General features: G+C 69.7%; 15 protein-coding genes. 6 read left to right on the forward strand and 9 right to left on the reverse strand.

Annotated features, from left to right (window positions below; all coding sequences use genetic code 11):
* Nucleotides 1–34: 34 nt before the first annotated feature.
* From AB0F17_RS43370 to AB0F17_RS43410, 9 genes are all read right to left on the reverse strand, one after another.
* Nucleotides 35–2872, reverse strand: coding sequence for a fibronectin type III domain-containing protein (locus tag AB0F17_RS43370; RefSeq protein WP_358035722.1), 2838 nt, complete (start codon nucleotides 2870–2872; stop codon nucleotides 35–37).
* Nucleotides 2873–2942: 70 nt separating this feature from the next.
* Nucleotides 2943–5198: a fibronectin type III domain-containing protein gene (locus AB0F17_RS43375; protein ID WP_358035724.1), complete on the reverse strand. Its 2256-nt coding sequence runs from the start codon at nucleotides 5196–5198 to the stop codon at nucleotides 2943–2945.
* Between the two features lie 152 nt (nucleotides 5199–5350).
* Nucleotides 5351–10933 carry a hypothetical protein gene (locus AB0F17_RS43380; RefSeq protein WP_358035726.1) on the reverse strand — a complete coding sequence of 1861 codons (5583 nt, stop codon included), beginning with the start codon at nucleotides 10931–10933 and terminating at the stop codon, nucleotides 5351–5353.
* A gap of 72 nt (nucleotides 10934–11005) precedes the next feature.
* On the reverse strand, nucleotides 11006–11182 hold the full coding sequence (locus AB0F17_RS43385) for a hypothetical protein (protein ID WP_358035728.1): 177 nt from the start codon (nucleotides 11180–11182) through the stop codon (nucleotides 11006–11008).
* Nucleotides 11183–11244: 62 nt separating this feature from the next.
* The gene (locus AB0F17_RS43390; protein WP_358035730.1) at nucleotides 11245–11847 is read right to left on the reverse strand and encodes a hypothetical protein; all 603 of its coding nucleotides are present in this window, start codon (nucleotides 11845–11847) and stop codon (nucleotides 11245–11247) included.
* Nucleotides 11848–11939: 92 nt separating this feature from the next.
* Nucleotides 11940–12527 (reverse strand): hypothetical protein, encoded by a 588-nt coding sequence (locus AB0F17_RS43395; protein ID WP_358035732.1) that lies wholly within the window; start codon nucleotides 12525–12527, stop codon nucleotides 11940–11942.
* A 115-nt stretch (nucleotides 12528–12642) separates the two neighbouring features.
* Complete coding sequence (locus AB0F17_RS43400; RefSeq protein WP_358035734.1) at nucleotides 12643–13083, reverse strand: hypothetical protein; 441 nt, start codon at nucleotides 13081–13083, stop codon at nucleotides 12643–12645.
* On the reverse strand, nucleotides 13083–13340 hold the full coding sequence (locus AB0F17_RS43405) for a hypothetical protein (protein ID WP_358035736.1): 258 nt from the start codon (nucleotides 13338–13340) through the stop codon (nucleotides 13083–13085). Before AB0F17_RS43405 ends, AB0F17_RS43400 begins: the two co-directional genes overlap by 1 nt.
* A gap of 166 nt (nucleotides 13341–13506) precedes the next feature.
* Nucleotides 13507–14280, reverse strand: coding sequence for a GntR family transcriptional regulator (locus tag AB0F17_RS43410; RefSeq protein WP_358035738.1), 774 nt, complete (start codon nucleotides 14278–14280; stop codon nucleotides 13507–13509).
* Between the two features lie 77 nt (nucleotides 14281–14357).
* On the opposite strand from AB0F17_RS43410, the gene AB0F17_RS43415 reads away from it, so the two are divergent.
* From AB0F17_RS43415 to AB0F17_RS43440, 6 genes are all read left to right on the forward strand, one after another.
* Nucleotides 14358–14558 (forward strand): hypothetical protein, encoded by a 201-nt coding sequence (locus AB0F17_RS43415; protein WP_358035740.1) that lies wholly within the window; start codon nucleotides 14358–14360, stop codon nucleotides 14556–14558.
* Nucleotides 14555–14947 carry a hypothetical protein gene (locus AB0F17_RS43420; protein ID WP_358035742.1) on the forward strand — a complete coding sequence of 131 codons (393 nt, stop codon included), beginning with the start codon at nucleotides 14555–14557 and terminating at the stop codon, nucleotides 14945–14947. The genes AB0F17_RS43415 and AB0F17_RS43420 overlap by 4 nt, the downstream gene beginning before the upstream one ends.
* Nucleotides 14948–14960: 13 nt before the next feature.
* Entirely contained in the window at nucleotides 14961–15119 is a 159-nt protein-coding gene (locus AB0F17_RS43425) for a hypothetical protein (protein WP_358035744.1), read from the forward strand.
* A gap of 39 nt (nucleotides 15120–15158) precedes the next feature.
* Nucleotides 15159–15455 (forward strand): hypothetical protein, encoded by a 297-nt coding sequence (locus AB0F17_RS43430; RefSeq protein WP_358035746.1) that lies wholly within the window; start codon nucleotides 15159–15161, stop codon nucleotides 15453–15455.
* A 38-nt stretch (nucleotides 15456–15493) separates the two neighbouring features.
* Entirely contained in the window at nucleotides 15494–17758 is a 2265-nt protein-coding gene (locus tag AB0F17_RS43435; RefSeq protein WP_358035748.1) for a hypothetical protein, read from the forward strand.
* A 154-nt stretch (nucleotides 17759–17912) separates the two neighbouring features.
* Nucleotides 17913–19379, forward strand: coding sequence for a hypothetical protein (locus AB0F17_RS43440; RefSeq protein ID WP_358035750.1), 1467 nt, complete (start codon nucleotides 17913–17915; stop codon nucleotides 19377–19379).
* Nucleotides 19380–19450: the final 71 nt, after the last annotated feature.

A 19450-nucleotide genomic window follows, 5' to 3' on the forward strand; every position in this document is an offset into this window, starting at 1 on the left:
CATGCCCGGCCAGGGGGGCTACCGTCCGCGCTCGTCAGCTCCAGGCGTCGTACGCCTCGATCACCAGCCGCGGCGTTCCGGCCTCGCCCGTGACGGGCTCGCCCGCCAGGGTGATCGTGTTGATGCCGGGGATCAGGTGGAACCACGCCGGCAAGTGAGCCAGCGCGCTGCGGCCCGGCCGCGGCTCCGGCCACACCTCCGGCGGCACATGCCCCAGCACCTGGCGAGCCGCCAAGTCGATCGTGTACGAGTAGCGCGGATCAGCGGGCAGCTTCGACGCGTCACCAGGCATGCCGCGCATCACCGTGCCCGTTTCCTCGTGCGTGATCGTCCACGACCTGAGCGGCCCGTACAGACGCATGCGCGCCGGAACGGTCGCGTACGTGCCGGACAGTTCGATCGTGGCCGACGCCTTCCCCGGCAACGACGCGATCAGCGCCGTGGCGCTCACCGGCACGAGTGCGTACCGGCGAGGGTCGGCGACCTTGAGCGGCAACTCCCACTCGAACGCCAGTGGCCCATCGTCGGTGATGCGGATCTGCCCGTCCAACCTGACGCGCACCTGCCTGGTCATGCGGGCGTCCGCCACCCGCAACCACGCCTTGTTACTCGGGTGGATCGCGCGCAGGAGCCTCTGCTTGGCCGCCAGCATCGCCAGGTTGCTGTCCGCCACAGCGGTGCCCGCCAGCACGATCCGGCGCGGCCCATGCCTGCCAGCGCCATCCCAGCCGCCGTCCACACCGCCCCGGCCAGCGGAGACCGGCGACACCGGCGCCGACGACGCCCACCCCTCCGCCTTCTCCACCGTCCATGTAACGAGCTGCGCGTCGAGCACGTTGCCCGCCCACGCGCCCAGCCGGTACACCGGCGTGGCCACGGGCACGTACGGCAGACCCACCGTCATCACCTGCTGCGTGTTGTCGGCGGAGCGCTGCCCAATCGAGTCCACCGCCGCCACCCGCACGTCGTACGTCGCCCCCGGCGTCAGCCCCGTGATGGTGTGGCGGCGGGTCAGCAACCCGTCCACCGTGTAGTCCACGCCCGGCGTGGTGTGCACAGTCTGCTGGTCGAGGATCACCTCGTAGCCGACCACCTGGAAGTCGTCGCTCGACGACGTCCACGACACCGTGAGGGAGTCCTCCCCCGCCGTCGCGGTCACCGCCGGCGTGGTCGGGTTGAAGTCGTTCAGCGTCCGCACCACCAGTTCGGCCGGGGTGGTGGAGCGCTGACCGATGTGATCGACCGCCCATACCCGCACCGTGTACGGGGTGTCGTCCGGGAGCCCCGACCGCGACAGCGCCCGCACGGTCGTGCCGAGCGACGCCGTCTGCCCGTTCACGGCGACGTCGTAGCCAGCCACCTGCACATCATCAGCCGCGGTGTCCCACTCCACCGTCCAGCTCACGTACGACAGGGCTGTGACGCGCAGGTTCGGCGGCGTGCCCGGCGGCATATCCGCGGGCGTGACGTGCGTGAGCTGCGTCAAGCTGGAGCGGTTGCCGCTGGAGTCGGCGGCGTCCACCGCGACCTGGTAGGTGCCCGCCGGGGTAAGGCTGGCGAAGGTGTACGTGGTCCCGGTCTGGTCGCCGCCCTGTTTCTGCCCGCCGACGTAGACGCCGTACCCGGCCACGCCCACGTTGTCGCTCGAGGGATCCCACGCGACCGTGAACGTGTACGGGCCGCCCGAGGTGACGCGTAGGTTCGCAGGCGCCGCCGGCGGCTCCACATCCGTCTGCGTCTGGACCGGCAGTGACGCCTTCGCCGACCGGTTACCGGCCGCGTCCACTGCGTCCGCCTCGACGAGGTAGGTGTGGCCGGGCAGCAGCCCCGACAGCGTCCTGCCCAGCGCGGCCGCGTCCGCGCCTTGCTTGCTGCCATCCAAGTAGAGGCCGTAACCCGCCACTGCCACGTTGTCGGTCGAGGCGTCCCACGCCACAGACACCTGAGTCAGCCCCGCTGCGGTCAGCCGCAGGTTGCCCGGAACCGTGGGCGGTGTCCCGTCCGCGGACACCGACAGCGACGCCTTCGCCGACCGGTTCCCCACCGCGTCCACCGCGTCCACCTCGACGAGGTAGGTCTGGCCCGGGGTGAGGCCCGTCAGCGACGCGGTGAGGGCCGTCTGGTCAGAGCCTTGCTTGACACCGTCCTTGTAGAGCCCGTACCCCACCACCCCCACGTTGTCGGTGGACGCGTCCCACGCCACGGCCACGCTGGTTCCCGTGATAGCTGTCGTGCGCAGGTTGCCCGGTACGGTCGGGGCCTGGGCGTCGGTTGTGCCGTACCCCACCACCGCGAACGGCGTGGCGCTGGTATTGGTCGGCACATTCGACGCCGTCCACGTACGCGCCCCTGCCGCAGGCACCGCGCCAGTCGCGAACGCCGAACTGCTCGTTGTGCCGAGCGCGGTGAAACTAGAGGCGAGCCCCTGGTTATAGGTGACACCGGAGAGTGAACTGCCGGTAGGCGAATTGAGAGCCGTGAACACACGGCCGGTCGCGCTCGCTGGCACGGTCGCGGAAGCGGAGATGCTGGCGACGTTCGTTCCCTGCCCGCTGGTGGCGAACAGGCGCGTCTGGCAGTCCTCCCGCTCGTACAGCACCGCGTGGACGCGCGAGTCCGTATTGCCGGTGATATCGAGGGACGTCTCAGTCCCGTCCGAGATCTTGGAGTAGATGTAGACAAAGTTGAAGGCGGACAGGGTCACATCCTGCGTCCAGGCAACCCCGCTGGAGGACACGCCGGTGACGCTGTTGTAACTGCTGATCGTGATGATCAGCCGCGCCCCCACCTTGGCAGGAGTGCCGATCGTGATCCGATGACCGCCAGAGACAACGTTGGTGCCGCTGTATTGGGTTATGACCCGGTTCGCCACTGCGCCCCCCGCCTACGCTGGACCGGTTACAGCTAGGCACTATGGCGACGAGCGAGGGTTAGCGTCCGGGTCAAATCCACGCATCGGTCGCCTGGATGATCAGACGCGGCGACATCGCCTCCTGGCCGGCCACGAGCCCGCCCGAAAGCCGGATCGTGTTCGGGCCCGGCGCCAGCGAGAACGCGATGGGGAAGCGGGACAGCATGGTCCGGCCGGGCCGCGGCTCCGGCCACACATCAGCAGGGACGATCGCCCACACCTCGCGCGTCGCCAGGTCAATGTCCAGCGCGTACCGGGCATCCGGGAGCACCGTGCCCGGCCGGGTCCGGATCTCCAGCCCAAGTTCCTCAACCCTGATCACTGGATCGACCACCGGCCCGTACAGCAGGAACCGCGCCGGAATCGTCGGATAGTCGCCCGCCATCGTGATCGTCGTAGAGCCACTGGTGTGCGCCGGCTCGAACACCACCTCGGCGTACACGCCCCGCCGCGCGAATCGGCGCGGGTTCGACGCCTTAACCGTGAGCGTCCAGTCGAACGCGAGCGACCCCCGATCGGTGACCTCGACCTCAGACTCCAGCCGCACCCGGGCCTGCCTCGTCAGGTGCGCCTCAGCCACCCGCAGGACGCCGACGTTCGACGCCGGCAGCACACCCGTCAGCCGCTCCTGCGCCGCGAGCATCGCCGGCTGGTCGTCGGCGACCGCCGTCCCCGACAGAGTGACGATGCGCGGCCCATACCGGCCTGGCCCGTCAAACCCGCCATCGGCGTGGTCTGCGTCGGAGCCGAGAGTGATGGGCTGCGCCGACGATGACCAGCCCTGCTCATCCTCGACCGTCCACGTCACCCCGTGCACGTCGCGGGCGTTGCCCACCCAGCCGCCCAGACGGTACACCGGGCTCGCGACCGGCACCCAGTCCCCCACCGGCACCGTCACCGTCACCGTCACCGCAGGCCCGCGCGCCAACCCGGCATCAACCGCGCGCACCGCAACCTGGTGCACGCTCCCGGCGTCCAGGTCCTCGATCACATAGCCGAGCTGCGTCGTCGAGGCGGCCAACGCCCCGTCAAGCAGCACCTCATAGCGGGCGATCGGCAGCGCCCCGGCCTCGGCCGCGCCCCACGCCAGAGTGATCTGGTCCCGCCCAGCGGTGGCCGTCAACCCTGGCGGCGCGGACGGGTCTCCGCCGGCCAGCGTCGTCCCTGTAATCGTGGCTTTGGCCGACCGGTTGTTCATCGCGTCGGCTGCGTCCACCCCGATGCTGTAGGCCGTGCCGCGCGCCAACCGTGTGATCGTGTAGAGCCGTTCGGCCTGGTCGGGGCCCTGCCGCACCCCGCCGACGAACACGCCGTACCCGGCGACGCCCACGCTGTCCGAGGACGCGTCCCATGCCACAGTGATCGACGTGTGCGAAGCCTCGACGACGCGCAGGTTCGGCGGCACCGTGGGCGGTGTGACGTCCACCTCGGCCACCACGTTGATCTGTGCCCGGGGCGACCGGTTCCCGGCAGCGTCTCGCGCATCCACCCCGATCACGTACGTCTGGCCGGCCGTCAACCCGGTGACGGCGTAGGACAGTCCGACCTGGTCCTGGCCCTGCTTGCCGCCGTTGACGTAGATGCCGTACCCCGTCACGGCCACATCGTCGGTCGCGGCGTCCCATTCGACCGAGATAGCCGTCCCCGTGATTGACGTCGCGCGCAAGCTGGTCGGCGCTGACGGTGCGGCCGCATCCGTACTGCCGTACCCGACGACCGCCAGCACCGCAATGTTGGAGCTCCCCGGGGTCACGCCCAGGTTGCTGACGGTGAACGTGCGTGACCCCGGCGCGGGCATCGCGCCGTGCGCGAACGCCGAGTTGGACAAGCTATCGTCCACGCTGAAATGCCGAGCCAGACCCTGATTCCAGGTGGATGACGACGCCGACCCGTTGGGCGCGTTCACTACACCGAACTGCCGCCCGGTCGCGTTGGCAGGAACCGTCACCGCCAGCGTGGATACCGATGCGCCGGAGCTCGTGCCCGCCGTAGAAAAGAGCCTGGTCGGGCAGTCGTCGCGCTCATGCAGGACTGCGTGCAGCCGGGAGTCCGACATCTCCAGGACGACGGACGTCTCATCGCCTACGGCGATCTTGGAGAGGACGTAGACGTGGTTGTACCCGGGGGCGTGGTAGTCCTCGCTCCAGCCGGCGGGGGTCTTGTCGAGCGCATTCCAGCAACTGACAACAAGGATCAGCCGGGCGTTCGTCCCAGGGGCGGAGAAGTTGATGGTGTGCGGCCCGCCGAACTCGGCGCCCTCATAGGTTGCCGCGATCCTGTTCGCCACATTTGCCCCCGCCCCTGGGACGATGAGACGCACGATCTGTGGAGATCGATCGCCCCCGAACGACCCGGAATGGTACGCACGGACCTCGCTAACGGCAGGCCCCGATCAACCCGCCGCAGGGCGGCCGCCCACCCGGGCGGCCGCCCGCGAGGTCACGGCGAGCCGACCAGCGCCCCCAGCCGCCGAGCTGCGGCCTCGCCGATCGTGACCTCGTTCTGTCCGGGCTGCGCGTGCACGATCACCGTCGCCGTCGTCCCGTCCCCGGTCCGCTGCGGCGCGGGCATCGCCCTCGAGGCCGCCCGCGACCCGCGGTACAGCGCGGCCGCGCCCCTCTCGTTGAGCGCCTGGACCGCCTTCGGCCCGCCCAACGCCTCCAACGCCTCCGGCGTCAGCACCCACTCGTCGCGGCCGGTCGAGTTGTTGACCATGCTCCGGCCTCGCGGCAGCACCCCGCCAGAATCGCGGTTGATCTCCTTGTCCTTGCCATCGAAGCGAGCGATGACCGCGTCAATCACCTTGTGCGGAATCGCGCCGACCAGCCGCTGCAACGCCGTACGATTCCCGACCGCGCCCACGATCGCGTTCTTGATTGGGTTCAGCGTCGCCCTGGCGCCAGCGCCGAGCCCCTTAGAGAACACGTTCCGGACGGCCGACGACACCCCTTGCAGGATCTTCTCCAGCGGAGACAGCTCCTTGGCCTTCGTCTTCGGCTTCGGCCCCGAGCTGCCGCCCACGGTGCCGCCGGACGCGAACGCCAACCCGGTACCGGCCAGGAAGCGGGCAGCACCGGTCACGCCGCCGGTCCGGGCGGCCGCGTTGCCGCCGTTGATGAACGGGGCGCCGAGCGCCCGGGTCAGTTCAGGCCGTAGCCAGCTCTCGCCCTCGCCCACCATGGCGAGCAGCCGGTCCCGGCCGGGCGAATATCCCGGCTGGACGCCGTAGCTGGTTGCAGTGCCGACGATGCCGCCGTCAGCAAAGTTGATCGACACGTCCGGTAGCTTCGGTAGCCCGACCGCGCCAGCGATGCCGTCCCACATCCGCTTGATCGCCCCGTACCCGGAGTTGATCACCCACCGGATCGGTGCCTTCAGCCCGTCCGGCAGGGCGCCCCAGATTTTCTCGATGCCGGCCTTGGCTGTGGAGAAGGCCTTCTCCATGGCGCCCGTGGTCTCCGACACCTTCTTCTTGGCCGGATCAAGCCCGGTGGTGGTCGCCGCGGTGACCTGCTGCCACGCGGCCTTCGCCGTGGCGGGGGCTTCTTTCTTCAGCCTGACGAACGCGAGCCCGCCATCGCTGATGAACTTGTCGATCTTGGCCTGGGACGGTGGCAGCCCTGCGGCCGCGTCCGACTGGATCGACTTCCAGGCGTCTTGCAGCGACTTGGGGGCCCCGGCCTTCAGCTCCGCGAACTTGAGATTCCCCTGCCGGGCGAAGTCCGCGAACTTCGCGCTGGTGATCGGCAGGCTCGCGGCTGCGTGGTTCTGGATGTCGGCGAGCATGCCCTGCATCGCCAGCGGCGCGTCCCGCTTCAAATCCAGGAACTTCGCCCCTCCGGCCTTCACGAACTCGTCGATCTTGGCCTGGCTCGGCTGCCGCCCAGCGTCGATGTCGGCCTGGATCGCCGCCCACGTGTCCTTCACATGTTGCGGCGCGGTCGTCTTCAGGGTGGCGAACTTGGCGGTCGCCCCGGAGGTGAAGACGCCGATCTTGCGGTCAAGGTCGGTCGAGTACTGGTTCGACTCGCCGGTCAAAGCCGTCCACATGTCGGCCCACGACTTCTTGATCGTCATGATCGTCGGCATCATCTTCTTGGCCGCTTCCTCGGGCGAGCCGAGAAACCCGAGCGTCAGCGCCGTGGGGGCGCTCACGAGCGACCCGACCGCGGCCAGCGCCTTGTTGCCGCCGCCGCCCTCCACAGCGCCGTTCACGGCCCCGTACACAGCGCCGATCAGCGCGCCGATCGGCCCGGCGATCTCCCCGACCAGCCCACCGTTGATCGCCCCCTTGGCCGCGCCCGCGCCGGTCTTGCCGAGATGCTCCTCGGTCTTCTTCAACACCTCGTTGATCCAGTCGCCGCCGAACATGGCCGCCACGGTGAGACCTACGGCTGCTGTGCCGCCGCCGACCTTCGCCGCAGTCCCGAGCTTGGACGACTTCCTGTCCGCGGTGGGCGTCTGTGTCGTGGTGAGAGGGTTGCCGCCCCCGCCGATGCTGCGGGAGTTGGTGTTGAAGAGGGTCGAGGGCGCGATTTTCGTGAACCACGGACTGGGGTCGATCTTCTTCTTGCCGTCGAACACACCGCCCGGGTCAACCTTGGTGAACCAGCCGCCGGGATTGATTTTCTGGCTGCCGCCGACATCCCCGATCAGGCCCTTCGGGGGCACCTTGGAGAACCATGACTGCGTGTTGATCTTCTGCCCGGACGCGTTGCTGATCAGATTCTTCGGGCTCAGCTTGGAAAACCACGAGCTTGTGTTGATCTGCCCGGCGGGCTTACCGATCAAGCTGGCGGGGTTGACCTTCTTGAGCGCCCCTGTCACGTCCACCTTGGACAAGGAGTTGCGTAGCTTCGCGCCGATGTCGCCGACCTTGTCCAAGCCGAGCTTTCCAGCCAGCCCGCCCAGCGCGACGCCCGTCTTGCCGGCCGCCGTCTTGACCCCGTCCAGCGACCGGGACAGCATGCTGGACTTCTTCGTCCCGCCATCCGCCTTGCGCCCCGTCGTGTCGATGTCGGCGCCGAGATCCCGCGTCTTGCGCCCGGCCTGGTCCGCTGACCGGCCCACGCCGTCGTACGCCTTGGCGAGCTTGTCGGCGTCCCGCGTGCTCGTCTTCGAGCTGCCGCCTGTGCCGCCCGTGCCGCCCGTGCCGCCTGTGCCGCCCGTCTTGCTGGATCCGCTGCCGCCGGTGGTCTTGCCGTTGACGATGACCGTCCCGGCCGTCACCCGCATGGTGCCGACCTTCGTGGACCCCTTGTCGTCCTTGGAGTCACCACCGCCGAAGGATGGCAGCTTGCCCAGCAGCTTAGACAAGCCGGTGACCTTGCCCAGACCCTTCGCCAGCTTGCCGACCTGGTCCCCCAGCGCCTTGACCAGCTTCGTCAAGCCGGGGACCTTGCCGAACACCTTGATCAGGCTGGTGACCTTGCCGATGATCAGCCCGATGGCGAGCGCTACCCCGGACAGGTACAAGGTCCACTTGATGATCTCGCCCGCGACGGGGTGCCCGGCCATCTTGTCCAGCCAGCCCACGATCGCGCTCAGCGTGTCCACGAACCCCGCCAGCGTCCCCCCGCCCACCGTGTCAGTGATCGTGAACAGCAGGTCCGTGACCACCTTCAACAGCCGGCCGAGCGACTGGAGCAGGACCACGCTGTCCTCGAAGAACTTCTTGGCCTTCTCCTGCGTGGCCGGATCGGACGCCCACTCGCGGAAATCCTTCGCCGCCGCCGACAGGTCGTCCAGCAGCGTCCCCCCAGACGGCGCGGCGATCTTCCCCAGCTCGTAGATACCGGCGCCGACGTCCTTGACGATGTCCCAAAGCTGCTTGGCCCGCTTGAACCCGTTCTCGAAGAACGCGGCCATCGACCCGTCCTTACGGGCCTCGCTGGTCCACTCGGCGAACTTGTCAGCGCCGCGCTCGATCCAGTCGCCAAGCTTCTCGGCGTATGGCGCGGCCACCACGAGGATGTCCATCACGCCCTTGACGGCCGACTTGCCGGCCCGCCCGAAGTTGCCGACGATCTTCGTGTTGGAGTTCAGGATCGCGGCCAGGTCGGTGCGGAATCCCTTCGACCCGACCCACCGGCCCCACTCCTTGGCCACCGTGCCGATCTCCCGGCCGGTGCCGGCGAGTCCCTTCTCCAGGGTGTCGAGCATCGGCAGCCCGTACTGGATCGCCTCCTGGAGCGGCGGCAGCAGCGCCTCCTGGACGGCGAACCGCAACTCCTTCATCCGCGGCTGGAGGGTGCCGGCGACGAACCGCGCGAACCGCTGACCGGCCGGCGACAGGTTGTCCATGGCCTTGGCCACGGCGGACACTCCAGCGCCCTGCTGCTTGGCCGCCTCCGCAGCCGCCTTCTGAGCCTTAGCCAGTTCCTTCTTGGAGTCGGCGAGACGCTCGTTGGCGAGCATCTCCGCCCACAAGGCCTCCCGGACGTCACGGCGGGCCCGCTCCTCGGCCTTCTTCGCCTGCTCGACGTCCTTCCCCGCGTCACTGGCGCGCTTCATCGCCTCAGTGACCCCGCGCTGGGCCTGCTCGATGGCGCGTGCGCCCTCGACGGCCGCCTTCGCCGCGTCCTCGCGCGCCTCGGCCAGGGCGTGCTCGGCGTCCTTTTCGGCCTGCGCCGCCGACGCGATGCGCTCCTTCGCCGCGGTGACCTCGTCCGACCCTTCGACGCCCTTGGCGTTCGCCTCCTCCTGCTCGTCGCGGAGATCGCCGTTGCGTTCGCGGACCTCGTTCAGCCTCTGAAGCGCCTGCCGATAGGCAAGATCCGCTTCCTTCTTGTCCAGGTCCTTCGCGAAGGGATCAGCGACGACCTTGTCCAGCCGCTGCTTGGCCCGCTCGACGGCGAGCGCCGCCCCCTCCTCATCCAGCGCGCCGCCCCGCACCGCAAGCTCAAGATCCTCAAGCCTCTCCTTCGCGGCCCGCCTGGCGTCGTTCAACGCCTCAGTAGCGCGCTGGCTGGCGCGCTGCGACTCCGCATACCGGCGTTCCGCCTGCTCCACGCGGTAAGCGGCGTCCTCCTGCCGCTCAGCCGCCTGTGCGGCAACCTCGCCCACGCGAGCCCGCGCATCCCCCACAGCGGACACCGCGTCCGCCACCCGCTGCTCGGCCTCGACGATGGCGTCCGCGGCCGCCGTCGCCGCCTCCTTCGCATCCGCGGTCCGCTCGGCGGCGAGCATGCGGGCGTGGTTGGCGTCGCGGATGGCCCGCTGCGCCTGCTGGATCCGCTCGGCCGCCGCCTCCTGCGCCGCGGCGTACGCGGACGCCGACTGACCACCGCTGGCCTGCGCCGAGCTGAGCGCGTTGACCGCCTCCGACACTCCGGACAAGCCGAGCAGCATCGTGCCCAGCCCCTGCACCGCCGCGCCCGCCAGGCCGGGCAGCGCGCCGAGCGCGCCCACCGCCTGCGCGGCGCCGGCCGCGAGCGCGAACAGCCCAGAGCCGGCAGACACGGCGGTGGAGGCGAGCACCGCTAGGCCGCTCACCATGAACGGCACCTGGGCCAGCATCGTCAGCGCCTGGCCCAGCGCCCCCACGCCCTCGACGCCAACCTTGACCGGGATGTCCCGGCGGCCCTTGCTAGCCAGTTCGGCAAGCTTCTGCTCCAACGCGGCGATCCGCGCCTGCGCGTCGCCGTCGTCCACCTCGGGACGGATCGTGGTCTTGGTGTCGCGGCCCAGGTCCTCGATCCGGGTCCGCGCCTCCGAGTCGTCCACGTCCGCCCGGACGGTGACAGTCTGCGTGCCCGACAACCCAGACAGCGCGGTCCGCAGGCCGGCGTTATCCACCTCGACCTGCATGCGGATCTTCGCGACCCGCTCGGCCGCCTCAGCCGCCGCCTTGGCCTGGATCTCTACCCTCGCGGCGTCGATCTCCGCCACGATCTGGGCTTTGACGCCCTTGACCTCGGCGTCGATCCGCTTCTGGAGCTTGCCGCCCCAGCCGGCGCCCAGGTCCGCGACAACCTCAAGCTCGATCCGGCCCGCAGAGATGCTGTCGTCTTCGTCTGCCACCCCGCCCACCCCCCGATGTGCTGGGGGTGAAGGGTGGCGGGAACGCGCAGCTAGCGTCCCCGCCCAACCAGCTCAGCGCGGCGCCCGCGTGGACCCGAGCAGCATGTTGATCGCCCGATCAATCCCGCTGCCGCCGCCCTGCTGCCCGCGCTCCGGCCGCCCACTGCTGCGCTTCACGTGCGGCGGACGGTTGATCTTGATGGGCTTCTTGCGCCGGTGATCGGCCGCGAGCACGCCGATCTCCTCCACCGCCTCCGCGACCAGTTCATGGAGCGACGTCCACGGCTGCGCCCGCTGCTCGGGCGTGCTGTTTACTCGGGCGTCGGGAGGGAGCTCGTCGGCGAGGTCGAGGAATCGCCGGGCAGAAATCCACCCCCGCTGTCCGGGTTCGAGCCAGACTCCAGCGATGTCGAGTCCGTTGAAGTGGTCGAGGAAGTCGGCGTCGAGGCGTCGCCATTGGCGGAGTCGCTCGACGACGGCTTGGATTCCCCCGCGCTGAACGCGTACCTCCCGGCCAGGCCCTTGAGTAGCGCGCCCACGTCCAGGATGCTCGGCCGCTCTGCCACGAACGCTTCGTAGCCGCCGTCGCTCATCAGCCTGCGGCCCATCAGGCGGACCGCGTCGAGCAGTTCTCCGGGCAGGGACGGGTTCTGGATGACGAGGTCCACCACCATGGAGGCAATGGACAGGCCGGCCTGGACCTGGTTGGTCTCCTTCAACGCGTTCAACACGGTGCGCGCGATCAGCGCGGTGTCCACGTTGAGATGCGCGAGCGGCTCCAGCACATCCACTGGAAGCTCCGCCGGCAGAAGAATGACCGCCCCACCGAGACGCAGTTCGATCGGCTTCCCCTCGGTACCGCTCCGGCTCGCCCTGGCCGCGTTGAGATCTAGAACTACGCTGTCGTCCACCATCAGGAGACCCCCGTCCATCGACTCTTCGAGTGATGGCCGGGGACGGTACGGGCGGGCCGGGGCTTGCGTCCCAGCCCGCCCACACCCCCTGGTTACGGCGTCACGACCGCCGGCGCGAAGCTGGCGAACGCAGTGTTGAACGTGTCGTAGAACGCGCTGCCCACGTCGGAACCGAGCACGGACAGGTTCAGCGGCAGCGTCGCCGACTCGTCACGGCTGAGCTCCTGCTGGACACCCTCGCGCTGCATGCACCGCGGGATGATCCGCCGCATCCGGCGGGTGCCGTCGCCAAGCTCCAGCACGGCCGCGACCTCCGCCCGCGTACCGATCGACGGCGGGGTGTACTTGTAGTACTTCGCCCCGCCACCAGACGGCGTGACCTCCTCGATCGAGCCGCCACCATAGACCGCCTGAAAGTTCAGCGCGGACCACTCCAACAGCTCAACCTCAAGCGAGGCGGCGTCCTTGGTCTGCCACACCTTCACCGGGTAGGCGGACTGGTGCGCCTCGGTCTCGCTGAACTCCGGGTCACCGCTCCAGCTCAAGCTGTCCGGGGTGAACAGTCCGACGTTCCGCCAGCCCGTGGGCATGGTGACGGTCGGGCCTTCCGGCGCGGTGGTGCCGACCGGCGCCAGCCACAGGGCGGCGATCGACGCGGTAAAGACATTCTCGGCACCCATGTGGGCCCCCTCCACGCGGAGCCGCCCCCCGACGTACGGGGAAGCGGCGGAACGGGTTGGGGACCCAGGGCCGGAATCATGGAGAGCAGGAGGCTCTTGCGTCCGCCTCCGACGATCAGACGCTCTCCGCCGACCAGCGCGGGCGGCAGCGCACCGTGGCCCGCGCCACGTACCGCGGCCGCTTGTCCGCCTCTGGCAAGAACCCGCCGCCCTGCGCCGGCCGGACCGACCCGATGACCGGGCCAGCAGGCGGCGGATCCGCGCGCGGCAACTCCTTCAGCGCGCCGAGCGCCAGATACAGCAGCCTGCGCAGTTCGGCCTTGCTGCCGTCCATCTCGCCGAGCGCCTCGATCTGGATGCGCACCTCGACCACGGCGGTGTCGTAGTTCTCGATCCCGCCGGGCACGTCCGTGACGCGGAGCCGCGGATACGGCGGAATCGAGTACGCGCCGACCCTGTCCGGGCCCAGCTCTGCCAGCACGGCCGGATGCGTCGTGAGCCATGAGAGCACCACCGGCAGCGGATCAGCGTCGGCCAGGTCCTCGACGCCGGCCACTACGACGCCGGCGTGCTCGGGGTGCTCGGCTTCGCGGCCGCAGGCTTGCTCTTGATCGGCTTCATGGCCGCTTGGACGGATGCGAAGTCGGACGGGTTTGCGCCGACGACGTAGCCCGCGGAGACGAGCCGGTGCGCCTGCTCGCGGTGCAGCTCCAGCTCCGCGCCGACCGGGTGCTCCGCCTCGTCGAGGCCAAGCTGACGGCAGGTGTGGACGCCGATCGGGTGGGCGAGCGTGATCTTGACCATGTCACTCATGCCGCGCAGGATGCCGCCCGCCCGCGCCTAGTGTCTCCGCCCGATGGTGCCGTGCTCACAGGGAATGCACAGCGCATTGTCGTTCTGTCGGCGCCCCGCCAGGCACGTAGACCAGCTCGTAGAACGCTGCCCCTTGCCCGGCCCGGCGACGTCCTCCGCGCCAGTCTCAGACCACCCCTTCCCACTCCAGGAAGTTCCGGTCACCGGCCAGAAGCCACACCCGCAGCAGCAGAGTGTGGTCCTCACGGTCACACAGCGCCGCGAGATGCTCCAGGACCGGCGTCTCCGGGCTCACGTTGAGCAATTCCTGCTGCCCGGGAGTAGGCGGGTAGACGCGCACCTGCACGCGCGGCCGCGCCACCGTCAGCCCGGCCCGATCGAGCAACACCACATCGTCTTCTTCCAGCGGCGCCGCCCTGCCCAGCTCCGGAACCGCCGTAATAGCCCGGCCGGAGTAGTACGACGACATCACCGCGCCCGCCACGACCCGCCGACAGACAACGTCCTCGTCCTCCCGCATGAATTGCGCCACCCGGCCGGACGGGATCACGGTGGTCACCGACACCGCGGCACCGAATTCCCGCCCACCGGCCACAGTCAGCTTGGCGTTAAAAGGCTGCGGATCCCACAACCGCACCACATATCCAGCTTGCGGCCGCGCCTCAAGCAACCCTTCCGTTTTCAATGCGAGCAGAGCGGTGCGGGCCGGTGTGCGAGAGACGCCGTACTGCGTGGCAATCGCATCCTCGGACGGCAACTGATCACCCGGGCGCAAGTCCTGACCTATCCGCTGGCGTAGGTCAGCGGCGATCCGCTTCGCCATATCTCCGCGCCCGGCGTTCGCCACCAGGTCCTCCCCCCACCGCCGGCCGTTCAGCGCAATGGCCGCCGCCGGGTTACGTGCATCTGTCGGGGCAATGGTGCCTGCTCCGGTTGACATCCTCAACTCCCTCGATCTACGTTAGTCGCACTAGTGCTACTAGTACCACTAATCAAGATCCGAGGAAAGGGCGCGACGTGCCACTCATCAGGCGGACCCGCAAAAACGCGGACCAGCCCGAGACCACCCCGCAACGGGTGTGCTTCGACGGGCAGCCCGCCACCGAAATCGAGCGCACGACCGACTTCGTGACCGTCCAGCTCGGCGATGGCACCCAGCCCAGCGTCCGCCCCGACCGGATCACCACCTGCACCTGCGGCGGAAGGGGCTGCACATGAGCCTGATCATGGACGCGCTCTGGTGGATCGGCCTGGTCTGCGTGCCAGCCAGCATCATCCGCCGCGCCACCTGGGACGGCCAGCGTCAGCACCCCACGCCCGCCGACCGCTGGAACGACCGCCCCCACTCCCCCTGGCCGACCACCTGGACCCGCCGAGCCTTCCGCGCCGCCTACCACTTCGGCCGTGCCCTCGGCTGGACCTTCCTCCTGCTCGTCTGGATCACCATCGGTCTCACGCTCGTCACGCTCGAGCTCAGCGGCGAAACCTGCAAAGCCCTCGCCTACGCCGTCGCCGGCATCGCCATCGGGCTCGCCTACCTCGTCCAGCACGCCAAGGGACTGATGACCGGCCCCACCACCGTCAACGCCCCCCACCTCACCGCCTAAAAGGACCCCCGCGATGGACCTCGACCTCGGCCTCGGCTACCTCGACATCACCCTCTTCACCCTCATCCAGTGGCCGATCGGCTTCACGGCCCCCTGGTGGGCGGTCGGTCTCGGCACCCTCGCCCTCATCTTCTTCCTGGCCAGGCTCATCCAGTCCTCACGACGCGACTAACCCCCACCCTCCCCCCAAAAACCCGAAAGGACCGCCACCATGGGCTTCTTCTTCGGCAACAAGACGAGCCTCGGCTACCCCAACAGCGAGCGCCTCGCCAAGAAGATCACCAGAAAGGGCGGCCGCTCCTCCTCCGGCGCCGCCGCGCTGCTCAACATCATGAGCGGCCGTACCAACTCCACCACCCTGCGCGGCGAACAGGCCGAGCAGGCCGCCCGCTCCCTCCGCGAGATCGCGCCCCGCCTGAGCGACGCCGACCGCACCGATGTCCTCGCCATCGCCACCGACGCCGAGCACGCCTCCAACAACGGCGGCGGCTGGACCATCACCGGCTAACACCCCTCCATCCCCTCCTCGCAGAAAGGAAACCCCACGTGTTCGGCAAGCCGCTCCAGGCCGCACTCCCGCCGGCCAACTCCGACGCCGACCAGGCGTCCCAGCCCAAGCGCGGGCTGCTGGAGCGCGCCGTCCGAGCAGTCGCCCGATGGGCCGCCTACCACCTCGTGTGGCGGCCCATCCGCTGGGAGCTCCGCCGCATGTGGAACCACCGCGAGTTCCACGCCGCCTGGGCAGGCGCCATCCCCGCCTACGGGTACGCCGCCATACACCACGCGGTCAGCGGCCCATGGTGGTTCACCCCTGCTGCGACCGCTACGGCGGCATTCGGAGCCCACTGGCTCCTGTCTCGCCACGACGTCCTGCCCGTCACCCCCACGACCGCAGCCTCGACCGTCGCCGTGGCCGGAGCGTGGACGACTGCCGCCGCGTTCGCCCCGTTCGACCCCATCACCGCCACCTCGTGGGCGGCGCTCACCATAGGCGGCACCGCCACCTGGGGCTTCTCCAAGCACGCGCGCCGCTGGCGGTCAGCCCAGCTCCGCGTCCGCTACAGCACCCGCCGCCTCCCCGGCGTGCTGACCGCGCTCACCTTCTCGGGCGTCGTCGTCGCCGCCCGCCCCACCGTGTTCGGCACCGGCCGCACCGCATACCCCCTGCGCCTGCCCGCAGGCGTCACCCGGCGCAAGCTGGAGAAGGCCATCCGCGAGATCGAGTCCGGCATGGACTGGTCAGAAGGGTCCGTCCGCGAGGTCGTCCACGACCCCAAGCACAGCGCCGCCTCCCGTGTCCTCCTCATCCACCACGAAGGCGGTATCAAGGCCCGCACCGTGCGGTTCGACCCGCCCGAGATGCCGCGAAGCGTGTACGACCGGCGCTGGATCGGCATCACCGACCAGGGCGAGCCGTACTACATCACCCCGTTCATCAAGGGCTACGGCGCCACCCACTCCATGTCCGGCGGCGCGACCGGCTCCACCAAGTCCAACCTGCTGCGGCTGCGCGCCCTGCTCGGCGCCTACACGCCCACGCTCCTGTGGGTCATCGACCTCAAGTCCGGCGGCAAGGCGTACGCCCACCTGCTCCCCCGAATCGACCGAATCGCCGTCACCGAGGAGCAGGCCGCGGAGATGATGGCCGACGCCGCCGAGATAATCCCGCTCCGCGCCGAACTGCTGCTGCCCGAGCACAACCAGGTCCTGCCCGCTGAAGACTTCTGCGCTGTCGAGATCCTCGGCGACGAGATCCGCACCATCTGGGCCAAAACCCGCCGCAGCGCAGCCCCGATCGTCGAGAACACCAACAAGGTCATCTCCGAGGCGCGCGCCTTCCTTCTCGGCGTGCACGCCGCCACCCAGTACTGGAACCAAGACAGCGCCCACCCCAAGCTGCTGCCGAACTTCGCCGACGCCTACGCCGGCCGCACCCGCTACGACTCCGACAGCCAGTTCCTGCTGCGCCGCTGGAACCGCTACAAGACCAGCGAACTCCCGGCCGGCGCCTTCTATGTGCAGGCCAGCGGCAGCGAGGACCCCACCCTCATCTACACGCCGGAGGTGACCGACTCCATGCTCATGCAGACCGCCACCGAGACCGAGACGCTCGCCCCCACCCTGGAGGCGTCCACCGCCGACCGGCTCCCCTTCTACCGGAACCGCTGGGCGCACCTGCCCGACCACCTCCTCCAGTACGCGAGCGAGGCGCAGAAGCGCGAGGTGCGCGAAGCGCGGATCCGGCTCGGCATGGAGCCTGCCCCGGGCTCCGAGCGCGGCCGCGCGGCCGCGGCCGACGACAAGCCGGTACGGCTGGTCGTGTCCGAGCGCATCGACGACACCGCCGCACTGGTGTCCGAGATCACCGACCCGCACCTGCGGGCGCTCGCCGCCGCGCACCTCTCCCCCGGCCTGGTGTCCACAGCGACGTCGAACGCCGCCGTCGCGCCCGCGCGCAGCCGTCAGTGGGCGCACGAGCGCCGCGCCGAGTGGCGCGCGAAGGAGCTCGTCGAGCAGACGGAACGAGGGAAGTGGCGGCGCATCGTGGGGGAGCGCGACTTCGTCGTCGGCGTCTTGGCCGCAGAGGAGACCATCAGGTCCCGACGAGGCACCGGCGCCGGCGGCGGGGGAGAGGCGACAACCACCGGCCCCGACGACACCCCTGACGACCTGCACATACACCCCCTGGACGGGGTGGCCGACCTGGACGTATACCCCGATCCCCGCAGCCCGGCAGGGGCGGTCGGGGAGGGCGGCCCCGCCGGGGGAGCGGCCGACCCCGGGGGAGTGGCTTACACCTACTCCCCGTGACCCAGGCGGCCGCCCAGCCGGCCGCCCCCACTCCCCGCCCGTACACACGCGCGTGCGCACGCGCGTAGGGGGGTGGATGTCCAAACGCCCCGATTTGGACATCGCCGTGGACATCCCGTGGACATCCTCGTGGACATACTGAAGGTGACTTACCGTGATCGATATCGTCGGATTTGACCCGCTGCGTGACGTGGCGCCGCCCTACTGGGCCGCAGCCGGCGCGTCCGCCTTGGCCTTGCTGCTCGGGCTGTTCCGCATGCTCAGGCGGTGGGTCTTCCCCATGCGGGCGCAGCAAGAGCGGCCGCGCCGCTCACTGGCCGACGCCGTGACCTGGGCCTGCGCCTCCGCCGCCCTCGTTTTCGCCGGTGAGGGCATGTTCGAGGTCATCACCCGGGCCGCTCCCGGCGTGCGGTGGCTGCCGTGGCTCGGCATCGGCCTCCTGGAAGGCCCGTTGCTGGCGTTCGCACTGCGCGCCAAGGAGCTGATCGGCCAGAAGAGGCACATTGAGGCAGGTCAGGCCACACGAATGACCTGGCTGCTCGCCTCTGCGTCCGCAGTCATCTCTGCCTCCGCAGCCCTGGACACCGGCACCCCGAGCATCCCCCTACTGCGCGCGGCCGCGCCCATCGTCGGGGTCATCCTGTGGCACCACGCCCTGCGCATCGAGCAGGAGGCCAACGGCAGCCGCCGCCGCCGTGAATCCCGCTGGGTGTGGACGCCGGAATACATCCTGACCCGTCTCGGCCTGGTGACCGCCCGCGCGACCGAGACGGCCGACGCCGAGGTTCACCAGCGTCTCACTCGGGTCGCTGACTGGGTCATCCGGTACGCGCGCAGCGTCAAGCGGAACGCCGATCGGAACGGCTGGTGGGACACCCGGTGGAACACCTACATCCGGTTGCGGATGGAACGCATCTACCGGGCCGCGGAACGCGACCTCGACCTCACCCGGAACGCCGACCGGCGCGCCCTGCTGGAACAGATCATCGTCTCCCGTAGCGACGCCGTCCTCCTCACGACCCTCGCGGGCGTCACCCGTGCTGACCTGGGACTCTCCGAAGCGGAACAGCCCTTGGGACAGCCTGAGCGGAACACCCGCATCGTGTTCCACAAGCCGGTGGAACAGGCGGTGCGGAACACCCGCATCCTGTTCCACAAGGAGATCGTGGAACAGCCCGTGGAACGCCCCTCACGGCCTATCCGGATCGTGTTCCAGAAACCTGTGGAACGCCCCGCAGGCAACGACCGGAACGCCCCTGAAACAGGACACCGGGCCACCAGCGGAACAGCCGAGCGGAATAGCCGGAACGGCGGCAGCGGAACGCCCGACCAGAACGGCGGAACGCCCAACCGGAACACCGGCGCGGGCGATCGGAACAGCGATGGCAAACCCACCCGGAAGGAGATCTACGACGCCATCGCCGACGCCATCACGCCGACCGGCGAGGTGCCCATCCGGCCCCTCGCCACCCAGCTCGGCATCCCCACAGCGACGATGCACCGTCACGTCGCCAAGTACCGCGAGGAGCACAGGCAGACCTCGCCGCCCAAGGAGGTGATCCCCCCTCCCCGCGCCAACGGCCACCAGCTCACCACCGTGGGGGGCGGTGATATCGACTAACACCGGACAACTGGAAGGGGCGGCAGCCCTAAAGGGGGCGCCCCGTCTGCGGCCCGCCCGCGATCGGCGCT

This window comes from Nonomuraea sp. NPDC026600 (genome assembly GCF_040638335.1).
Lineage (GTDB): Bacteria > Actinomycetota > Actinomycetes > Streptosporangiales > Streptosporangiaceae > Nonomuraea.

Excerpts from the sequence above, each read along its gene's own strand:
- AB0F17_RS43390 (WP_358035730.1), bottom strand. The coding sequence starts at position 11,847 with ATGGTGGACGACAGCGTAGTTCTAGATCTCAACGCGGCCAGGGCGAGC.
- AB0F17_RS43395 (WP_358035732.1), bottom strand. The coding sequence starts at position 12,527 with ATGGGTGCCGAGAATGTCTTTACCGCGTCGATCGCCGCCCTGTGGCTG.
- AB0F17_RS43405 (WP_358035736.1), bottom strand. The coding sequence starts at position 13,340 with ATGAGTGACATGGTCAAGATCACGCTCGCCCACCCGATCGGCGTCCAC.
- AB0F17_RS43410 (WP_358035738.1), bottom strand. The coding sequence starts at position 14,280 with ATGTCAACCGGAGCAGGCACCATTGCCCCGACAGATGCACGTAACCCG.
- AB0F17_RS43420 (WP_358035742.1), top strand. The coding sequence starts at position 14,555 with ATGAGCCTGATCATGGACGCGCTCTGGTGGATCGGCCTGGTCTGCGTG.
- AB0F17_RS43425 (WP_358035744.1), top strand. The coding sequence starts at position 14,961 with ATGGACCTCGACCTCGGCCTCGGCTACCTCGACATCACCCTCTTCACC.
- AB0F17_RS43430 (WP_358035746.1), top strand. The coding sequence starts at position 15,159 with ATGGGCTTCTTCTTCGGCAACAAGACGAGCCTCGGCTACCCCAACAGC.